This is a genomic window from Erythrobacter sp. 'gip.4 top 5', assembly GCF_056495765.1.
Window position 1 is genome coordinate 1,635,992 of record NZ_CP200270.1, and the last position, 16,685, is coordinate 1,652,676.

Genomic DNA, 16,685 nt, shown 5'->3' on the forward strand with positions numbered 1-16,685 from the left:
CCGGTCTCTCACGATCGCTAGATTGAACGACTGGTGGCCTGCGTTCTGTCGTCTTACTTCGTCAACCGCACCTGACATGCCACATCGCGATTGGCGCATTCTTTCTCGTAGGCGCGCACCACCGCCGAGTAGAGCCCGGTGCGGCGGTTGTTGCGCGGCATCTTGTAAAGACCGGCGAGGTAGGCGCTGTCGAACTCTGTCATCTGCGTTGGAGCCGATTGCGGACTATCGGCGAATAGCGACAGAACCGAAGTAACTGCGACATTATCGAAATCGATTTGGCGCCGCGGCATGCCCAGAATGTAAAGTGAGGCAAAATCGGCCACCTGACCGAGGCTGGCCCCCTTAAGCTGGGCATGATCGAACATGATCACCGACATACGCTTGGGTGTCCGTCGTCAGAACATTTGGCGCAATGTGCGGCGTAGATTAGCGGAGTGCGGGCCTCGTCTGGGGTTTGGTTTTAGGCGGCGAGCTTGCGGTGTTGCAAGCGCCGATGTTCGATGGTCTGTCGCTTGATCCTTTCGCGCTGTTTGATGATGGCCGGTGCCCTGCCGAAGTAGACGTCGGCGGGCGTCACGTTGCACAGCGCTTCATGGTAGCGCTGGTGGTTGTAGTGCTCGACGAACGTCTCGATCTGGGTCTCAAGGTCGCCGGGCAGGAAGTAGTTTTCCAGCAGGATGCGGTTTTTGAGGGTCTGGTGCCAGCGCTCGATCTTACCCTGGGTCTGCGGATGCATCGGAGCGCCGCGCACATGGCTCATCTTGTTGGCCTCGATGTATTCCGCCAGTTCGCCCGCGATGTAGCTGGGGCCGTTATCGCTGAGCAGTCTGGGCTTGTGCAGCACCGTTGCACTGTCGCATCCTGATGCGGCGAGCGCCATGTCCAGCGTGTCGGTCACATCCTCTGCCCGCATGTTGGTGCACAACTTCCAGGCGATGATGTAGCGCGAGAAGTCGTCGAGGACGGTCGATAGATACATCCAGCCCCACCCGATAATCTTGAAGTAGGTAAAATCGGTTTGCCACATCTCGTTCGGGCGGGTGGTCTTGGTGTGGAACTGATCGGCAGCCTTGATCACGACGTAGGCCGGGCTCGTGATCAGATCATGGGCCTTCAGCAGGCGGTAAACCGTGGCTTCGGACACAAAGTATTGGCGTTCATCGGTAAATCGCACGGCCAGCTCGCGCGGTGACAGCTCGGACTGCTCCAGCGCCATTTCGATGATCTGGTCCTGCACCTCGGGCGCGATGCGGTTCCACACCCGGCTCGGCGCTGACGGTCGATCCGCGAGCGCCTCCAGGCCACCATCGAGGTAGCGGTCATACCAGCGGTAGAACGTCCGACGGGCAATGCCGAGCTTATCCAGCGTCCGCTTGGCGGGCAGGTGCGACTGCTAGACGATCCTGATGATCTCCAGCTTTTCAGAAGCAGGATACCTCATTCGTCGTCGCCCCCATCCGCGATCATGCTTTTTTTAAGCAGGCGGTTCTCGAGCGTCAGGTCAGCTACGCATTCCTTCAAGGCGCGGGCTTCGCGGCGCAGATCCTGCACCTCGCCGGTGGTCGCGGCACGGGCGGTGTCGCCGGCCAACCGGCGCTTGCCGGCTTCCATGAACTCCTTCGACCAAGTGTAATACAGGCTCTGAGCGATGCCTTCCTTGCGGCACAGCTCGGCAATGCTGTCTTCGCCGCGCAGGCCGTCCAGCACGATGCGGATCTTGTCTTCGGCCGAGAAGTGTCGGCGGGTTGCACGCCGGATGTCCTTCACCACTCGCTCAGCAGGGGCCTTCTTGGGAGGGGATTTTTTCAAGGAGGATTGGGTCTTCATCTTCGTTCCTTCGTCACTACGACGAAGCCCCAACCCTCCTTAAATCACAACCTCAAATCTGTGCCATTGGTGCTGACGGGGGACACGCTGAGCGCCCTTGCTCACAGGATCATCACCAGAGATTATCATAGGAGCAGCGCCTCACCCAATATCAGGGTGCAGAAACTCGGCGCTTCACATCAACCGCGCAAGGTGGGCTCGGGACAGCGCTTACGACATTTTCACTCTAGTGCGTGATGAACACATGACGCTGCGGGCTGACCTCTTGCTGATCTTCAAAGCGTTGGTCACGATTGACGGTGTGTTGTCGAGGATCGAGCCCGACTTTGACTTGACGCAGGCAATTCGGCACTCATCGCTCCGGATTGCTAGCGCGCGGCTATCGCCCGAGCATTGGGCGCCAGTTTTGCAATCGGTGGCCTGGAAACTGATGAAGATCGGCGACGACGCGCCTCGGCTCATCCGGGCGGCAATCCAGCGGCTGGAAAACCAATCATCACCTCAAGTGTCATGCCCGTCTGCACCGACCGCTTCGCCCTCCGAGGCGCACTGGACTGCAGGGGCCATTTTGGCAGGAGCCACGATCGTAAGCTTGGCGCTTTGGTTCCGTTAATCGAGAGAGAAATAATCATTTTGCGCGGTTGAAGAGTTCACCCTGTAGAATGACCGTGAGCACCTTTCGCATCTCTGTCGAATGATTGTTCTGAAGTCGACTCCAGCATGCCGGACTTTACGAAATGAACTTCGCAAAGCCATCATCTGCGGCCAGAGTATGCCGGGGGCAGCTGTCGACCAAAGGCGGTCGTTCATGATCGACAGATTGAACGTCCGGATTTGCCTGAAGCCGTCATATACCTTTCAGGATCATGCAGCGACCTAGCTCGTAACTGATTGCGGATAGAACATCGATTACCTGCAATCAGGACCGGTCCGGCTTCAATACGAAAATTCGGGACGTTAGAAAACGAGACGAGGGGGACTGATCTTCATTGTGACGACAAGTCCGGTTTCCACCCAATCGTATTCGATAGAACCGTGCAAATTGTCCACGATGCTTTGCTCGATTAACTTGGTGCCAAATCCCGGCTCGTGCGTTGGCGGCTTTACCTTGGGCCCGCCACTTTCTGTCCAGACGATCGTGACCGCTTCATCGCGCGCCGTGCTGGAGACATCCAACGTGCCATTGTCGACCGATAGCGCGCCATATTTGAGAGAATTTGTCGCCAGTTCGTGGACGATAAGTGCAAAGATGGTCGTCGCGGTATCGCCAACCCGCATCCGGGGCACAGACACGCGAATGCGACCGCTGAATGCACCCAGGTCGTCATAGGGGGCCAGCAAGACAGACAGCAAATCGCCGAGCAGCGAGGCAGGCGCCTTGGTTTGTCCCGGGACAGGTCGCACAAGGTCATGTGCGCGGCCGAGCGCCATCAGCCTCCGCGTGAGTTCTGACGCCATTTGGCCTGTGGTTTTGGTGGAAAGCGCCGTAATGTGGGCGAGGCCCGATGCGATGGCCAGCATATTTTTGACCCGGTGGCTCATCTCTCCTGCGAGCAATTCACGGCCCTCTTCAGCCTGCTTGCGCCCGGTCACATCGATGAAAATGCCGAACATCACGTCCCGAACGATCCCCTCATCATCGCCCTGACCGCGGGTGGAAATCCATCGCAGTTCGTCACCAATCATAATGCGAAAATCAATTTCGTAAGGCCCGATGATGGCCCGGGTGGCATTGAAGGCAGCACGCACGCGATCGCGGTCGGCCGGATGGATATGGGCTGACAGATCTTCGAAACGAATTTCAGTGCTTCGTGGTATTCCCCACAGGTCATAGGCGCGATCGTCCATGGCCAGAGCGTCGGTTTCCACATTCCAAGACCACAGCGTCACGCCAGCGGCATCGATGGCACGGACAAGATTTTCCGGATGCCACAGCAGCGGCTTGAGTGTTTCGGCTTTGGTCGTCACGGATCAATCCAAAGTAATCTGCATGATTATTACATTTTCACCGTTGGCGGTTATCAAAGTGCTCGTCCATCCCCAACAAAATGGAGCCTTAGATCCTTAGAGGGTTGCAGTTTCACAGCCGCCTTCTGCACGTCCGGCTTTGGCGATCAAGCAATTGAAGTTGCATGACAGTTTGATGGCTGCGCGCACGTAATGCTGGCCGATCCGCCCAAGATTTCCCAAGCCGCCAAGCGCGCAAGATTAGCTACAAGCTGTGTGATGACGCTTGACGGCTGCGACGCGAAAAATATCGGCACAAACCGTGGTGGATAAGGCTGGGCCTTGGGAGGTTAAAGTTTATCGGTCCAAGACGTAACCCAGCCAGCAACGTCCTGCGGTCCTGTTTCCTTGAGCCACACTTGCGGCACGATTATGCCATCTTCAGCCAAATAAATAACCCGCTCGACCGCGAAATCTAAATTTGCTTTTTCACGAAGTCGAAAATCCGATCCGACGGGCGGAACCACGTCACTTACAAATTCAAACCGGGTGACTTCTTCATCTGCAGTTACAAAAACGTGAATCTTCATGATGGTTTTTTCCAAGGTATCAGACGAATTTTAACGTGATTTGGTACAACGGACCTGCGGCGTTTTGCTGAGTTGCCAGAAGCTCGGCGTCAGGGTGGGCAAACGGTCAGATTGAAGGTACGTGCCAAGATGGACGAGGTTGAAAAAAGGCCGCCAGCAAATCGGGGGACGAACTGGCGGCCTGCTGTGAGAAGCCTTGGGTCAAGGGCTTACTCTTTTCATAAGTCTCCACACGATTCGCTATAAACCAGTTGATACCCCGCTGACCTAAATTTGCCGTGGGTGTTGAGGGAATTTATCGGAATGGCGAAACGGGGCGGCGCTGAAACTGGGGCGCTGCGCCGCCCCTGATCCTATGCACCACGGGAAGGGAGTGCTGGACAGATGTTATATAGTATCATTATGCGGTTTTAGGCAAGGGCGACCGCTTTTGACGCTGTAGGTTTCCACTGGAAAAGCGGAAAGCTGTGAGCCGACGGAAAAGTACGGTTCGTGGCGTCAAGATTAAAGCTTCATGAAACTCCACAAAAAAGGACGCCGCGGCAGCGGCGCCCTTGATTATAAACTCATATCGTAGTGTCGGATTTCGTGAAGCAGGATCGCCCGTCACAAAACTCCCAAGACCCGCAGGACAATTACGATAATCACAACGGTCACAACAAGACCAATAATTCCTCTGGTATTCATTCTTTTCTCCTATCTGAAAGTGTGAAACATTGGCGTTGACCGATCAAACGATCAAATTTTTCCTTCGATCGAATGCTTGATATCGCGCATTTGGTCGTGTCCGGTTTTGACTGAAACAAAGCACTCGCGGATCACAGTTGCCACTTCCGGTGCCAATGCCTGATCGTTCAAGGCCTCTTCGAACTTGGCCTTGATATGGTCCTCGCCGCGCTCGACCTCGTCGACGATGGCCTTATCATCGTTGCCTGTCACGACCGATTTCAGGTTGAGAAACATCCGGTGCGCGCCGGCAAGAACGGTTCCGTCATCTTCTGGATCACCGCCAAGACGGGACACTTCGGCCTGAAGCATCGTCAACACGGAACGACGCTCCGCGGAGCGTTCGGAAAAGATCGTGGAAAATCGGCTGCTATCGGCATCTTTGGCAGCTTCAGCGTAGCCGTCTACACTATCAATAGTGGTGGCGATCAGCGAGTTAAGTGTCGAAATATCATGAGAATTATTCATTTTTTAAAATCCTTGATCCCATTGAAAATACGACAGCCCATGATTTTGGTCGCTCACATAGAAACGCTCTAAGATTGCAAGTTCCACTGTCGGAATTTGACTTCACATGTCCCTCCGATGTAGTCGATATACTAGTTTATAATCCGTTCTTTCCGGTGGGGTATCGGAAGATCGTTATTGTCGATCTATGCAGAGCGAGAGTTTCGTGCTGAGGCGCACGACACTCTTCCCGGCAATTAATGAGGATTACGTGGTAAGCATTGCGCTGAAGTTGCGAAATTACGGCGATTTTTCGGAGGAAACCGACAAGTGGCTGGCTGATCTGACACGCTCAATCAAAGCTTTCCCACCGCGCGTGGACATTTTGCGCCAAGGTGGGCCTTCTGGTCCGATGTATATTTTGCTTCAGGGATGGGCGATCCGCTACAAAACTGTGGAGGATGGCAGGCGGCAGATTATCGGCCTCATTTTGCCGGGCGATCTTTTTGATCTGAACTGATTTTCTGCCGAGTATATGGATCACAGCATCGCATCGCTCACCAATGTCGAAATTGCGATGCTTGAAGACGACTTCATGGACGTCGTGCGGGGCAATTACCCCGAGCTCGAGAAAAATCTGTGGTGCGACCTTCACGTAGCAGCAGCCACGCAGCGCGAGTGGACTGTGTCCATGGGGCAGCGCAACGCGAGAGAGCGTCTGGCGCACTTGATGTGTGAAATTGTCGTCAGGCTGAAAAACACAGGCATGTCGGATGGCGCATCGTGCCCTTTTCCTCTGACACAGTCGGAATTGTCAGAGGCGTTGGGCATGACCCAGGTTTATGTAAATCGAACGTTGCAGGAACTCCGTCGCGACGGTCTGATCAAGCTGGACGGGCGACAGCTTACGATCCTGGACCTGCGAGAGCTCAAGCGGCAAGCGCTGTTTGACTCTGGCTACCTCAGGATTTGTGAGGATTGCGACAGCGAGGATCAGCCCGATGAGAGCTGACATAGAGTTGCGGCATTCAGATACGACACCGACGCTCTTCAGAATAGAAGCCGCGCCTGAAGCAGCGTGATTGAGTGCCTGAATTTGGACCCAATGCGAACCATCCACTCAGCCAATTGCATCCTCGGCGTTCGCTAGTCATCATGTCAGCTAACGCCTTTGGGAGAATAACGACTGATGGTGACGTGTTCCCCTGATTGTTACTAGGCCGTGTTGACAAAAGACTTCAGCCATAGGGGAATGGCGGCAATGTTGAGGAAGCTCTTGAACGATAGGACGGTCTTGTCGTAGCGGGTGGCGATCCGGCGCTGCTGCTTGAGCTTTCCGAACATGCGCTCGACGCGGTTGCGGTCCCGGTAGCGTCGATAGTCGGGATGCTCGGGCACCTTGCGGTTCGAACGGGGCGGGATGATCGGCAGGATGCCCCGGACCAGCAAGGTCTCCCGGAAGCGATCACCGTCGTATCCCTTGTCCGCCAGCAGCGCATCCCAGACGCCTTGTTCGGCCCAGCGCCGAAACCGGACATAGACCGAGTTCCACTTGCGGTAGCGCTCGTGCATGTCGCGCCAAGGGCAGCCGACCCGCAGCACGTGGAGCATACCATTGAGAAAGCGCCGATTATCCCCGGCGGGACGCGCCCAGCGTCCCCGCTCAGGCGGCAGCAGCGGCCCGATCAGTTCCTATTCCGCATCCGACAAGTCTCCGCGACCCATGACTGCTCCTCAAAAAGCAGTCTTGGAAGCGAAGCTGTGCAAAGCACAATCAGAACAAAGCGGATTTGGGAATCCCTTTTGTCAACAGTAAGCGCTGTCCCGAGCCCACCTTGCGCGGTTGATGTGAAGCGCCGAGTTTCTGCACCCTGATATTGGGTGAGGCGCTGCTCCTATGATAATCTCTGGTGATGATCCTGTGAGCAAGGGCGCTCAGCGGTTCGAGGTATTCACTGGCGCCGGCAAGCGCCGCGACTGGTCCGACGCGGAGAAGGCTTCGATCATTGCGGAGTGCTGGCCTGGCGGCGAGCCGGTCACTGCAGTTGCTCGCAGGCACGCAGTGGATCCTTCCCAGATATACGGATGGCGCAAAGCGCTGATCAGGCGGTGCAGGGATCACGGTGTGGCTGTTTCAGTTGCCTTGGAACGGCAAGACCCTGCATTCGTGCCGGCGGTGATCGCGCCTGACCCTGTCAGACCACGTCGACGTCGGCGGGCCGAGCCCGCGGCGATCGAGCTGGAGATCGGCGGCGTGCTGGTCAGGGTCGGCAGCAGCGCTGATGCAGATACGATCGCCGCGGTAATCACCGCCCTTCGAGCATCACGATGATCGGCCCGGCGCCCGGCGCGAAGGTGATGGTGGCAACGCGTCCTGTGGATTTCCGCAAGGGAGCAGACTCGCTCGCCGCGCTGGTGGCAGCAGAGTATGGCGGCAAGCCCTATTCCGGCGTGATCTATGTCTTCCGCGCCAAGCGCGCGGACCGGATCAAGCTCGTCTGGTGGGACGGAACAGGCCTATGCCTGATGGCCAAGAGGCTAGAGCAAGGTGCTTTCAAGTGGCCCCGGATCCAGGAGGGCGTGATGCGGCTGACTGCGGCGCAACTGGGCGCATTACTCGAGGGTCTGGACTGGCGCAGAGTGCACGGCGGACGCCGCCCGATCGCACCCCAGATTGCTGCTTGACGGGGTGCACCGAGCCTGATTCAACCTGCATATGCTGATGGAAGCCGACCTTCCCGATGACGTTGATGCGCTGCGTGCGCTCGTCCTCGAACAGGCCCGCGCATTGGCCGATCTCAGCGATGCCAAGGGCAAGGCCGATGCCCGGATCGAACGGCTGCAGGCGATCATCGAAGCGTTCCAGCGGCACCGGTTCGGCCGCAAGTCTGAGCAGTTCGATCCTGATCAGTTCGAGCTGGCGCTGGAGGATATCGAGACCGCGCTGGGCAGCGCGCAGGCTGCGCGTGATGCCGCAGTGCCCAAGTCCAAGGGCGAACGCCCGCGCAAGACCAACCGCGGATCGCTGCCCGCCCATCTTGAGCGGATCGAGCATATCGTCGATGTCGAAGATAAGGCTTGCCCGTGCTGCGGCGGCGCGCTCCACCAGATCGGCGAGGATGTGGTTGAACGCCTCGATGTCGTCCCCACCACCTTCCGCGTGCTGGTCACCCGCCGTCCGCGCTATGGCTGCCGTTCGTGCGAGAGCGCGGTCGTGCAGGCTCCAGCGCCAGCACGGATCGTCGAAGGCGGCATCCCCACCGAAGCGTTGATCGCGCAAGTGCTGGTGTCCAAGTATGCCGATCACCTGCCGCTCTACCGGCAGGCGCAGATCTATGCCCGGCAGGGCATCCAGCTAGACCGTTCCACCCTTGCAGACTGGACCGGACGGGCGGCGTGGTATTTGCGGCCCATCCGCGATCACATCCTTGAGCGATTGCGACGATCCGAGCGATTATTCGCCGACGAGACCACCGCGCCCGTGCTCGAGCCGGGGCGCAAGAAGACCAAGACCGGCCAGATCTGGGCCTATGCCTGCGATGATCGGCCATGGGGCGGCGCTGACCCGCCGATGGTTGCCTATGTCTATGCCGCCGATCGCAAGGCTGAGCGAGCGCAAGCGCATCTCCGGGGCTTCGCAGGCATCCTGCAGGTCGATGGCTATGGCGCCTACACCGCGCTTGCCCGGCGTCATCAACAGATCCGCCTCGCCTTCTGCTGGGCGCACGTGCGCCGCAAGTTCTATGAGCTGGCCGAGAGCTCGCCCGTGGCCGCCGACGTGCTGCGCCACATTGCTTCCCTCTACGCCATCGAAGACGATATCCGCGGGCTACCTGCTGACGAACGTCGCGACGTCCGCGATCAGCGCAGCCGTCCGATCATCGACGACCTGCACAGGTTCCTCGAAGCACGCGGTCGGCAGGTCAGCGCCAAGGCGAAGCTCGGCGAAGCGATCAGCTACGCCCTCAAACGCTGGGATGGGCTGACACGCTTCCTCGACGATGGCCGCATCGATCTCGACAACAACGTCGTCGAGCGCGCCATCCGCCCGCTGGCTCTCAACCGCAAGAACGCGCTGTTCGCCGGCTCCGACGAGGGCGGCGACAACTGGGCGGTGATCGCCACGCTGATCGAAAACTGCAAACTCACCGGCATCAACCCGCACACCTGGCTGACCGCAACGCTAACCAGCCTCGCCAATGGTCATCCCGCATCGCGCATCGAAGAGCTCCTGCCGCACGCTCACGTGGGCTGAAAACACCGCTTACTGTCAACACGGCCTAGTCAGAGGTAGAGTCTCGCTCCTTCTGCACTGCTACCCAACCTCGGACCACGCGGGTCTAGAGTTTTCCGCCTTTCCCAGATCCGGTGGGCTGGTTGCACCGGCTGAGTTTACCAGCATGATCGGGGGGATATTCCCGATTGCGCTGGGCTCGAGGAACTGCGCCAAGGTGATACGCTCCAGCTCTCGCTCGAAGGCGCGCTTGAACAGCGCCGGCAGGTCCTTGGGTTTCACTTGGCGGCGAAGAACGGCCAGCTGTTCCATCATTGCACTCCTGACCAGATCGAGTCGGGTGCTGCGCGAGCGAGCCTCACTCGGGCTTGCTGTGCGCAGCGACATTCTGATCATTATAGCCTGCAGAGGAACAAAAGAGAAACTTAAGCGGGCCTTCCACCAGAAGACGTTTCCTCGCCGATAGATTGCCACGGCAGCCTAGCCCCGTTTGGGAGGGTCTTGGTGGTCACAGTCTTGCACAATCTGTGGCACAATTTGTGTAGATTGATTCCCAACCAATTTCCTCAAGTGGAGGAAGGCGGGGGAATCGCGTGATTTTGGTGGACTAAAGTGCCGAAATTGGTCGGGGAGACAGGATTCGAACCTGCGACCCTCTGCTCCCAAAGCCTAGCCATTGACGGTTTTCTGCGGTTTTTTGCCGCATGATCCTTCAAACTTGCGCAGTTTTAGGCGGGCTTGTTGGAAGTCATCATGGCGCGTTCATAGGCATTCAGCAGCATTAGGTTCCCGCAGTCGTCGTTGAGGATGCAAGCGCCGGGGTTGCGGATCGGCACGCCGTTTTTGCCCAAGTTGAGAGGGTTGTTTTCGAGTTCGATCATGCCTTTGGCGAGCGCTTCGATGAGTACGCTGATCTGGCCCCATGATAGCTGGATCAAATCATTGCCCTGCTTAATACTGGTCGACTGCCCGCATACGGTGACGTGGACAGAATTGTAGTTGCGGTGTTCGTCAGCGTCGGCCGGCACCTCGTGGTAGCTTTTGCCGTAGATCACGCTTCGCGCTCCTTCTTCTCGGCTCGTGCCTCGGCCGCGCGGTCTGCGTCTAAGGCGCTGGCCAGGGCGGCGGCGGTTATTGTGGCGTCGATCGGGCCGTACACCTTTAGCATTTCGTCGATCGATTTGGGATCGTGGCCGGTGATGGCAGCGATCATTTCCTTGGGCATTCCCTGCCGGCGCAGGCGGACGACGCGGGTGCGGCGCCAATCGTGCCAGACGAGGGCCTTCATGTTCTCCCGGCCAGTGCGCTTTGCCGCGTGATCGCGCACCTTGGTGACAGCTTCGATGAAGGCGCGCTGTTTCCAGGGCAGGCCGGTGCGATCGTCAACCAGGACGTAGCTTATCAGGCGCGGCGGTTTGGCGGCGCGATCGCGGGCGCGGTTCACGCGCAGCACATCGCGGACCTTGGCCGCCAGCCTGGGTTCCAGCGGGATTTCCAGCGCGCGGGCGGCGTATTCGGTGGAGGTCTTGGCCTGTTCCAGCGACCAGCCCCATACAATCCCATCCGCATCGGCAAGCCGATCATGCAGGCTGCGATCAAAGATATCGAGCTGCACCAGCTGTGGTTCGGTAAAGGCGATCAGATCGCCTTCGCGCTGGGCGGTGTAAAGCGCCAGCTCGGACGCCAGCGCCATTGAAGGCAGGCCAAGTTCATAGGCGCTGGCGATGAAGGCGGCTTCATCCTCCACCGTCCACACCGCGCGGCGGGCCGGCGGCTTGGGCAGATCGAATTGGCCGGCCGGGTTCGATCCGCGCGGGATCACGCCTTCGCGTTCGGCAAAGGCCAGCACCTGGCGCAGCACGCGCAGCAGGTTGAACGCAGCGGCGTGGCCGAGCCCGCCCTTGTCGATCGGCTTGGCCGTGTGATCGCGCAGCGCCTTGACCCGTGCGGGCGTGATGAAGGCGACGGGATGCTTGCCCGCCCATTCTTCAAGCCGTTTGAGCCCGGTTTGATAGACCGCTGCTGTCTTGGGTTTCAGGCGCGGGGCGCCGCTGGGCTTCTTGCCCTCCAGCCATTCGCGGCGATAGCGGGCGATCAGCGCGCCGAAGGTGTCACCAGGGCGATGGGGGCGCACATCAGGCTGCGCCTGCCCGGCCTTCCACTGTTCCACCTGCTTGTTGATCGCACGGGCCGCGTCGATCGCGGCGGCTTCATCCTTGCCAAGCGGCTGCGCACGCCAGCCTTCGCGGGCGAGCGTGGCGCTGGGCTGCCAGTAGTAGGAGGCGGTGCCGTTCTTGTGGCGTTTCGTTACGAGGAAAGGGATCGTGAATTTAGCCATGGGGATTTTGTCCCTTCGCGGGCGCGTCCGCGCCCTTGCAGGCGCGACGGTTCACGTTCACATCCCGATGACCAGCGGCGGCGCGATTAGCACCACGGTCAATCAAAGCTTCACCGGCATCAGCCTGACGCAGCAAGGCGCGATCTTCCCCGGCCAAACGATGCACCGGCAAAGCGCGTCACGCTGGATTGTCCCTGCGCAACGCTCGCATCCCGAGCATTTCCCTGTTGAAAATGGGGAGACAAACGCGCGTGTTCGAATAAACACTACCTTTGCAGACATGACCGGCGATCACGAATGGCGCTTCGTCAGGCGCAACGGCGACGAGGTGACGGGCTGGGCAAAAAGTGGCATCACGCCTTCAGGCGGTGCTGTGGTGGGCTACGTGTCCTGCCCTGAATTTGTCGGCAAAGCTGCTTTGCAGGAACGCTTCTCTGGCAACCCCGACATCATTGCCACGTCTGACAGCGATGCGCAGGCAGGCCCGATTGTCGAGGTGCACGCGCAGTCTGAAGGGGTTTACGCGCTTCGCCAAGGGGCAACGCTTCAGGGTGTTGTTCCAACGCTGGGCTATACCTTGCCAGCCAATTCCGAAACCTTGGTGTTCGCAGACTTCGGTGCGATCAACAATGAAAAGCACCTCTACGTTGCGCAGGAGCAAACGGGCTGGCTGTCGGATGGAACATCGGGCGTCATCAATTACATCCGCAGCAAGACGCAGCGTTCCTACTTGGTCCGCGCTAATGCCGTTTCCGGCACGTCTCCGCTGGCGCTAATCAATGATGCTGACACAAGCCGCAACTGGTCCGATCTTGAGGCACTGCGGAACTTTACCACTGCCAAGGGGGCAAGCGGTGAGGCCGTGGTTACGGGCCATGTGATTTACGGATGGGAGGCTGCAATCTCCAACCCGAATGTCATCGACGCGGCATACTTCGCCCTGATTGACGGCATCGGCAGCGGCGCAACGTACAACGCTGGCACCAACAAGCCCCGGCCCGGTGTGGCGATCGTCACAGATCCGGTTTTCCGCGCGCAGCACAACGCCGCGGTCGAAAGCTGGGGCGACCGGGTTGCCGATGCGAGCGTGCGGGTGTGCCGAAGCCTGAATGATTTGGGCGGCGATTTTGCGTGCGGGGAAACGTCGACCGAGCGCCGGGAGCGGCTATCGCCAGAATAGCTGTTGGAATTCCAACAAAAGCCGTGTTGGAAGTCCAACAGGAAAATCCGGCTAAGTGCTTGAAAAATTGGTCGGGGAGACAGGATTCGAACCTGCGACCCTCTGCTCCCAAAGCAGATGCGCTACCGGGCTGCGCTACTCCCCGACTCTTTTTCTGTCTCGCCGATTCCGCCCATGCCTCCGGTGGGCCCGGCAGGATTCGAACCCGCGACCTAGCCGTTATGAGCGGCCAGCTCTAACCGCTGAGCTACAGGCCCCGTGAAAGCAAGACACCGGAAAGCGACGCGACGCCCTGCCCCTACTCTGCCACTGCGTGCGAGACAAGCAGACAATCTGATCCTTGATCTAACCTCCGGTTGCACCAATGATGTCGGCAACGCTGCAGCTTCTTACACCGCGGGCCGCCAAGTGAGTATAGACCGCATCTAGCCAGCTATAGAGCGCCGCTACGCCCGCATCGGTCTGTGCGTAGCGCGTGTGGCCAGGCGCAAGTGTCGGGCTGTGAAACGAAAGGACCAATACCGGAAGGCCCAAACCGAGTGCGATGTCGATGCCGCGCATGGCCTCTTCAATGGAAACACCTTCAGGCGTAAGGGCAATGCGTTCCAAAAGCCCCAACCGTGCCAATGCGCCCATGCCACGTGGAACACGTGAAGTCGCGCGTTGCACATGTCGCCCTGCGCTACGAATTAAACCGGTATGCACGGAGGTGACAGGCAATTCGAGCAGGCGCATCGCACCGTCTATCCAATAAGGATTGAGAGGGTGTCGACTGTAATCGGGACCCCCTTGATTGCTATAATCAAACAGCGGTCGCACAGAAGTATCTATCCGGATTCCTGCGCTTTTGAGCAGCTCGGCGGTAAAGGGGCCAACACCATAGCGGCCGGCTCGGTAAATAAGCGGAGCTGCACCGAAGGCCTCCTTAATTCTATTTCGCAAGGCCATGAACTTTGCCGCCTCAAGACCTCTCGGCAGGTTACCAGCGAAGGAGTTGCGCACGCATACATCCTCGTCAAACGGTGGATTTACCCAGGGATGGAGTTGCACGCCAACATCTGCCGTCCCGCGTCGCACAGCGTCACCGATGTTCTCAACGGCGCGCTCATCCTGGGCGATTGGCCAGTCTACCAGATAGACCGGATGTGCGCCAAGCGTTTCACAGAATGCCTGAAACTTCGGGATCTCTTTGACATGGCTCAACCCATGCCCCGCGCGCTGGAAGGGGCCGGTCCAGTCAAATTCTTCCTCAGTATCTACAGTCAAGAGCACACGTTGGCCGAAGTCGGCGGAGAAGGCCGCCGCACGGCTGGCACGGGGTATGTCGAGCATCGATGCTGTGGTCATAATCTGCCGGCGTCCCTTGTGCGCCTTGCCCTAGGCTTCAGCGGCGCTAGGCAGGGACGAAAATTGCAACAAGAGTGGCAAAGTTAGTATTAAAGCGTCGCCTTTGCGTAGCAAGGTGCCGCCCGCTGCGCGCGCTTCGGCCCGCGCAAGGCGCAGCGCAAAGCCCGTCCCGAAAAGCCCGGCGTTGATTGCGCTGTCAGCCGTGCGGGTGGTAGCAGCGAAGATGTTATCTTTAACAGCCAGGCTCGGCGGCAGGGTGCAAGTCAGTTGTGCATTTTCGGAGCTCGTGCCTGTCACTTCATGAAGCGTAATGGCGATACGTTCCCCGGTGGCGCAGGCCGCACCGACACTTGCGAGCAGCCGCCAAACGAGTCCCTCGGCATCCTCGGGATCGAGCCCGATCAGCAGCGGAGCTTCTTTCAAGCCGTTGAGCGATAGTCCGGCGCCAAAAGAATCTAGTACCGGTTCGAGCTTGGCTGCTGTTCGCTGCACCAGGGCTGCAAAATCAGCTTCGCCCGGCTCCATACGGCTCACCCCGGTTTCCAGACGGGCCAGCCGGTCGAGTTCCTCGAATCCTGCAAGGATGCGTGCGGCATCAGCAGCAATGGCCGCAGCAAGCGCGCGGTATTCGTGCGGAGCGGGGCCGAACAACTGTTGCTGGATCACTTCAGCATAGCCTTGCACCGCAGTCACGGGTGTGCGCAGTTCGTGGAGAAGCTGGCGGATGCGGTCCGCTTCACGTGCTTCATTGCCGAGGGCAGCTGCAGCAGGATCAGGTACGCGGACGAAGCGCCCGAAATAGCCAACGAAGTGACCCTCTTCGCTGAATCGCGGCTCGGCATTGACGATCCAGTCTCCGGCAATGGCGGGGGCACCAAGCAAGCTCACTTTTGCGCCTCTGATTGGCTGCCGGCGAGCGAAAGCACGATCACGCGTGGCGCGGCTGGCGTCTTCGTTAAGTCGTGCATCGTTGGCGAACAGACGGGTACCGACCACCATTGCCGCAACGTCGCTGACGGCCCAGCCGATTCGCCCTGCCGCGTCAGCTGTGAAACCGAAGCTGTTGATGAACCGGGTTGAGCGTTCGGGTACTTCACCAAGCGGCAAACGGGGCGATATTTCGAGATCAAGTGGGCTGTCGCCGCGCGTTCGACGGAATTGGGCGATCCGTTCAACCAAGGCAGAAATCTCGGTGCGACCACTGTCGTCACGGGCACGATGCGGTTCCCTCGCGCCAGAGACCTTGCGAGGTGATGCCGTTACAAGCGTCGGGAAGGCAACGGGCTGGCTGGTGCTGGAGTCAGGTATAGCGTCAGCGACAATTGGAAGAGCCTCGTCGGAAATAACAGCAATAGAAGCATGCGCAGGCGCCGGCAGACCACGATCGTGGACGCCAAGTCGCGCCAAGAGCGCCTCTACATCAATCGGCAAATCGCGGCGCAACCGCAGGAAGCCGCGGGCGCGCATAGGAATGCGCGGGATCAGCGCGATCCAATCTTCCGAGGAAAGCTCCGCCCGCAACAGCGTCGCCGACACAACTTCAGGTTCGTGATCGCACAAATGAGTAGCAAGGTCAGGACTGCGAAAGCGCCACCCTGGCTCACGAATCATGCGCGCGCGTGCGGCAGCGGGTATTGCCTCCGCCAAAGCATCCATCTTCAGCCAAGCGGCAGCCAGAAGGCTATGGTCGGTGCCAAATGAACGCATGCGGTCATTACCCAACAGATAGAGCAGTTGCCGGTACTGCGTGCGCAAGCTCACCTCGCCAATGGCGCGCTGGCGCAGCACGGTGGCAAGGCGGTCATCGAAGAACAGAAACGTCTCCTTAAGCAGGTTGATATGGACCGAATCGTGCCGAGCGGCGTGAACTGAACACGCGTAAACTACACATCGACATGTGCGTGTTATGGCGATGACGCAATAGTCACTGCCTAACGCTAAAGGCGCGTTGCAAAGCGGGACAATTGCTGGCAGACCTAATTATATTAGCCTAGCGAGCCAGTCGGCGCGCGTCATGTTTCATTAAGACTGTATTGCATGCGCTGC

General features: G+C 58.8%; 18 protein-coding genes, 2 tRNA genes and 1 pseudogene. 8 read left to right on the forward strand and 13 right to left on the reverse strand.

The window, feature by feature from the left end; genetic code table 11:
* Positions 1–53 precede the first annotated feature (53 nt).
* Entirely contained in the window at positions 54–380 is a 327-nt protein-coding gene (locus ACRANW_RS07795; protein WP_479431261.1) for a hypothetical protein, read from the reverse strand.
* A gap of 83 nt (positions 381–463) precedes the next feature.
* Positions 464–1,830: pseudogene (locus tag ACRANW_RS07800) on the reverse strand (IS3 family transposase).
* A 244-nt stretch (positions 1,831–2,074) separates the two neighbouring features.
* On the opposite strand from ACRANW_RS07800, the gene ACRANW_RS07805 reads away from it, so the two are divergent.
* The gene (locus ACRANW_RS07805; RefSeq protein ID WP_479431262.1) at positions 2,075–2,443 is read left to right on the forward strand and encodes a hypothetical protein; all 369 of its coding nucleotides are present in this window, start codon (positions 2,075–2,077) and stop codon (positions 2,441–2,443) included.
* 344 nt (positions 2,444–2,787) lie between these two features.
* Here ACRANW_RS07805 and ACRANW_RS07810 read toward each other — a convergent pair whose 3' ends face one another.
* The 3 genes from ACRANW_RS07810 to ACRANW_RS07820 form a co-directional block, all read right to left on the reverse strand.
* On the reverse strand, positions 2,788–3,798 hold the full coding sequence (locus ACRANW_RS07810; RefSeq protein ID WP_479431263.1) for a sensor histidine kinase: 1,011 nt from the start codon (positions 3,796–3,798) through the stop codon (positions 2,788–2,790).
* A gap of 329 nt (positions 3,799–4,127) precedes the next feature.
* Complete coding sequence (locus ACRANW_RS07815) at positions 4,128–4,367, reverse strand: hypothetical protein (protein WP_479431264.1); 240 nt, start codon at positions 4,365–4,367, stop codon at positions 4,128–4,130.
* A gap of 738 nt (positions 4,368–5,105) precedes the next feature.
* On the reverse strand, positions 5,106–5,561 hold the full coding sequence (locus ACRANW_RS07820; RefSeq protein ID WP_479431265.1) for a PA2169 family four-helix-bundle protein: 456 nt from the start codon (positions 5,559–5,561) through the stop codon (positions 5,106–5,108).
* Positions 5,562–5,748: 187 nt separating this feature from the next.
* On the opposite strand from ACRANW_RS07820, the gene ACRANW_RS07825 reads away from it, so the two are divergent.
* Together ACRANW_RS07825 and ACRANW_RS07830 are read left to right on the forward strand one after the other, a co-directional pair.
* On the forward strand, positions 5,749–6,060 hold the full coding sequence (locus tag ACRANW_RS07825; RefSeq protein WP_479431266.1) for a cyclic nucleotide-binding domain-containing protein: 312 nt from the start codon (positions 5,749–5,751) through the stop codon (positions 6,058–6,060).
* A 15-nt stretch (positions 6,061–6,075) separates the two neighbouring features.
* A complete protein-coding gene (locus tag ACRANW_RS07830) occupies positions 6,076–6,552 on the forward strand; it encodes a Crp/Fnr family transcriptional regulator (RefSeq protein ID WP_479431267.1) in 477 nt (158 codons plus the stop codon).
* A 203-nt stretch (positions 6,553–6,755) separates the two neighbouring features.
* On the opposite strand, the gene ACRANW_RS07835 is transcribed toward ACRANW_RS07830, so the two are convergent.
* On the reverse strand, positions 6,756–7,229 hold the full coding sequence (locus ACRANW_RS07835) for a transposase (protein ID WP_479433892.1): 474 nt from the start codon (positions 7,227–7,229) through the stop codon (positions 6,756–6,758).
* A 208-nt stretch (positions 7,230–7,437) separates the two neighbouring features.
* Between ACRANW_RS07835 and tnpA the strand changes: the two genes are divergently transcribed.
* The 3 genes from tnpA to tnpC are packed head-to-tail and all read left to right on the forward strand — an operon-like array spanning position 7,438 to position 9,795.
* A complete protein-coding gene (gene tnpA, locus ACRANW_RS07840; RefSeq protein ID WP_479431268.1) occupies positions 7,438–7,872 on the forward strand; it encodes an IS66-like element accessory protein TnpA in 435 nt (144 codons plus the stop codon).
* Positions 7,869–8,225 carry an IS66 family insertion sequence element accessory protein TnpB gene (gene tnpB, locus ACRANW_RS07845; protein ID WP_479431269.1) on the forward strand — a complete coding sequence of 119 codons (357 nt, stop codon included), beginning with the start codon at positions 7,869–7,871 and terminating at the stop codon, positions 8,223–8,225. Before tnpA ends, tnpB begins: the two co-directional genes overlap by 4 nt.
* Positions 8,226–8,256: 31 nt before the next feature.
* Positions 8,257–9,795, forward strand: a complete 1,539-nt coding sequence (gene tnpC, locus ACRANW_RS07850; protein ID WP_479431270.1) for an IS66 family transposase — start codon at positions 8,257–8,259, stop codon at positions 9,793–9,795.
* 60 nt (positions 9,796–9,855) lie between these two features.
* On the opposite strand, the gene ACRANW_RS07855 is transcribed toward tnpC, so the two are convergent.
* The 3 genes from ACRANW_RS07855 to ACRANW_RS07865 all read right to left on the reverse strand — a co-directional run bounded on the left by ACRANW_RS07855 (position 9,856) and on the right by ACRANW_RS07865 (position 12,112).
* Positions 9,856–10,161, reverse strand: coding sequence for a hypothetical protein (locus tag ACRANW_RS07855; protein ID WP_479431271.1), 306 nt, complete (start codon positions 10,159–10,161; stop codon positions 9,856–9,858).
* A gap of 341 nt (positions 10,162–10,502) precedes the next feature.
* Positions 10,503–10,829 (reverse strand): hypothetical protein, encoded by a 327-nt coding sequence (locus tag ACRANW_RS07860; protein WP_479431272.1) that lies wholly within the window; start codon positions 10,827–10,829, stop codon positions 10,503–10,505.
* Complete coding sequence (locus ACRANW_RS07865) at positions 10,826–12,112, reverse strand: hypothetical protein (protein ID WP_479431273.1); 1,287 nt, start codon at positions 12,110–12,112, stop codon at positions 10,826–10,828. Before ACRANW_RS07865 ends, ACRANW_RS07860 begins: the two co-directional genes overlap by 4 nt.
* Between ACRANW_RS07865 and ACRANW_RS07870 the strand changes: the two genes are divergently transcribed.
* Positions 12,111–13,292 carry a hypothetical protein gene (locus ACRANW_RS07870; protein WP_479431274.1) on the forward strand — a complete coding sequence of 394 codons (1,182 nt, stop codon included), beginning with the start codon at positions 12,111–12,113 and terminating at the stop codon, positions 13,290–13,292. The two genes, ACRANW_RS07865 and ACRANW_RS07870, sit on opposite strands and share 2 nt — an antisense overlap.
* Positions 13,293–13,360: 68 nt before the next feature.
* On the opposite strand, the gene ACRANW_RS07875 is transcribed toward ACRANW_RS07870, so the two are convergent.
* The 4 genes from ACRANW_RS07875 to ACRANW_RS07890 form a co-directional block, all read right to left on the reverse strand.
* Positions 13,361–13,437, reverse strand: a tRNA-Pro gene (locus ACRANW_RS07875).
* Positions 13,438–13,476: 39 nt separating this feature from the next.
* Positions 13,477–13,549, reverse strand: a tRNA-Ile gene (locus ACRANW_RS07880).
* Positions 13,550–13,637: 88 nt separating this feature from the next.
* Positions 13,638–14,639, reverse strand: a complete 1,002-nt coding sequence (locus tag ACRANW_RS07885; RefSeq protein WP_479431275.1) for a polysaccharide deacetylase family protein — start codon at positions 14,637–14,639, stop codon at positions 13,638–13,640.
* Between the two features lie 30 nt (positions 14,640–14,669).
* Entirely contained in the window at positions 14,670–16,175 is a 1,506-nt protein-coding gene (locus tag ACRANW_RS07890; RefSeq protein WP_479431276.1) for a histidine kinase dimerization/phospho-acceptor domain-containing protein, read from the reverse strand.
* A gap of 198 nt (positions 16,176–16,373) precedes the next feature.
* Between ACRANW_RS07890 and ACRANW_RS07895 the strand changes: the two genes are divergently transcribed.
* Positions 16,374–16,511 (forward strand): hypothetical protein, encoded by a 138-nt coding sequence (locus tag ACRANW_RS07895; RefSeq protein ID WP_479431277.1) that lies wholly within the window; start codon positions 16,374–16,376, stop codon positions 16,509–16,511.
* The last annotated feature ends 174 nt before the right edge of the window (positions 16,512–16,685 follow it).

Bases quoted from the DNA above. Each gene is read 5' to 3' on its own strand.
- ACRANW_RS07855 (WP_479431271.1), bottom strand. From the start codon at position 10,161: ATGTCGCTGCGCACAGCAAGCCCGAGTGAGGCTCGCTCGCGCAGCACC.
- ACRANW_RS07820 (WP_479431265.1), bottom strand. From the start codon at position 5,561: ATGAATAATTCTCATGATATTTCGACACTTAACTCGCTGATCGCCACC.
- ACRANW_RS07865 (WP_479431273.1), bottom strand. From the start codon at position 12,112: ATGGCTAAATTCACGATCCCTTTCCTCGTAACGAAACGCCACAAGAAC.
- ACRANW_RS07885 (WP_479431275.1), bottom strand. From the start codon at position 14,639: ATGACCACAGCATCGATGCTCGACATACCCCGTGCCAGCCGTGCGGCG.
- ACRANW_RS07830 (WP_479431267.1), top strand. From the start codon at position 6,076: ATGGATCACAGCATCGCATCGCTCACCAATGTCGAAATTGCGATGCTT.
- ACRANW_RS07795 (WP_479431261.1), bottom strand. From the start codon at position 380: ATGTCGGTGATCATGTTCGATCATGCCCAGCTTAAGGGGGCCAGCCTC.
- tnpC (WP_479431270.1), top strand. From the start codon at position 8,257: ATGCTGATGGAAGCCGACCTTCCCGATGACGTTGATGCGCTGCGTGCG.
- ACRANW_RS07815 (WP_479431264.1), bottom strand. From the start codon at position 4,367: ATGAAGATTCACGTTTTTGTAACTGCAGATGAAGAAGTCACCCGGTTT.
- tnpB (WP_479431269.1), top strand. From the start codon at position 7,869: ATGATCGGCCCGGCGCCCGGCGCGAAGGTGATGGTGGCAACGCGTCCT.
- ACRANW_RS07825 (WP_479431266.1), top strand. From the start codon at position 5,749: ATGCAGAGCGAGAGTTTCGTGCTGAGGCGCACGACACTCTTCCCGGCA.
- tnpA (WP_479431268.1), top strand. From the start codon at position 7,438: ATGATAATCTCTGGTGATGATCCTGTGAGCAAGGGCGCTCAGCGGTTC.
- ACRANW_RS07870 (WP_479431274.1), top strand. From the start codon at position 12,111: ATGGGGATTTTGTCCCTTCGCGGGCGCGTCCGCGCCCTTGCAGGCGCG.
- ACRANW_RS07805 (WP_479431262.1), top strand. From the start codon at position 2,075: ATGACGCTGCGGGCTGACCTCTTGCTGATCTTCAAAGCGTTGGTCACG.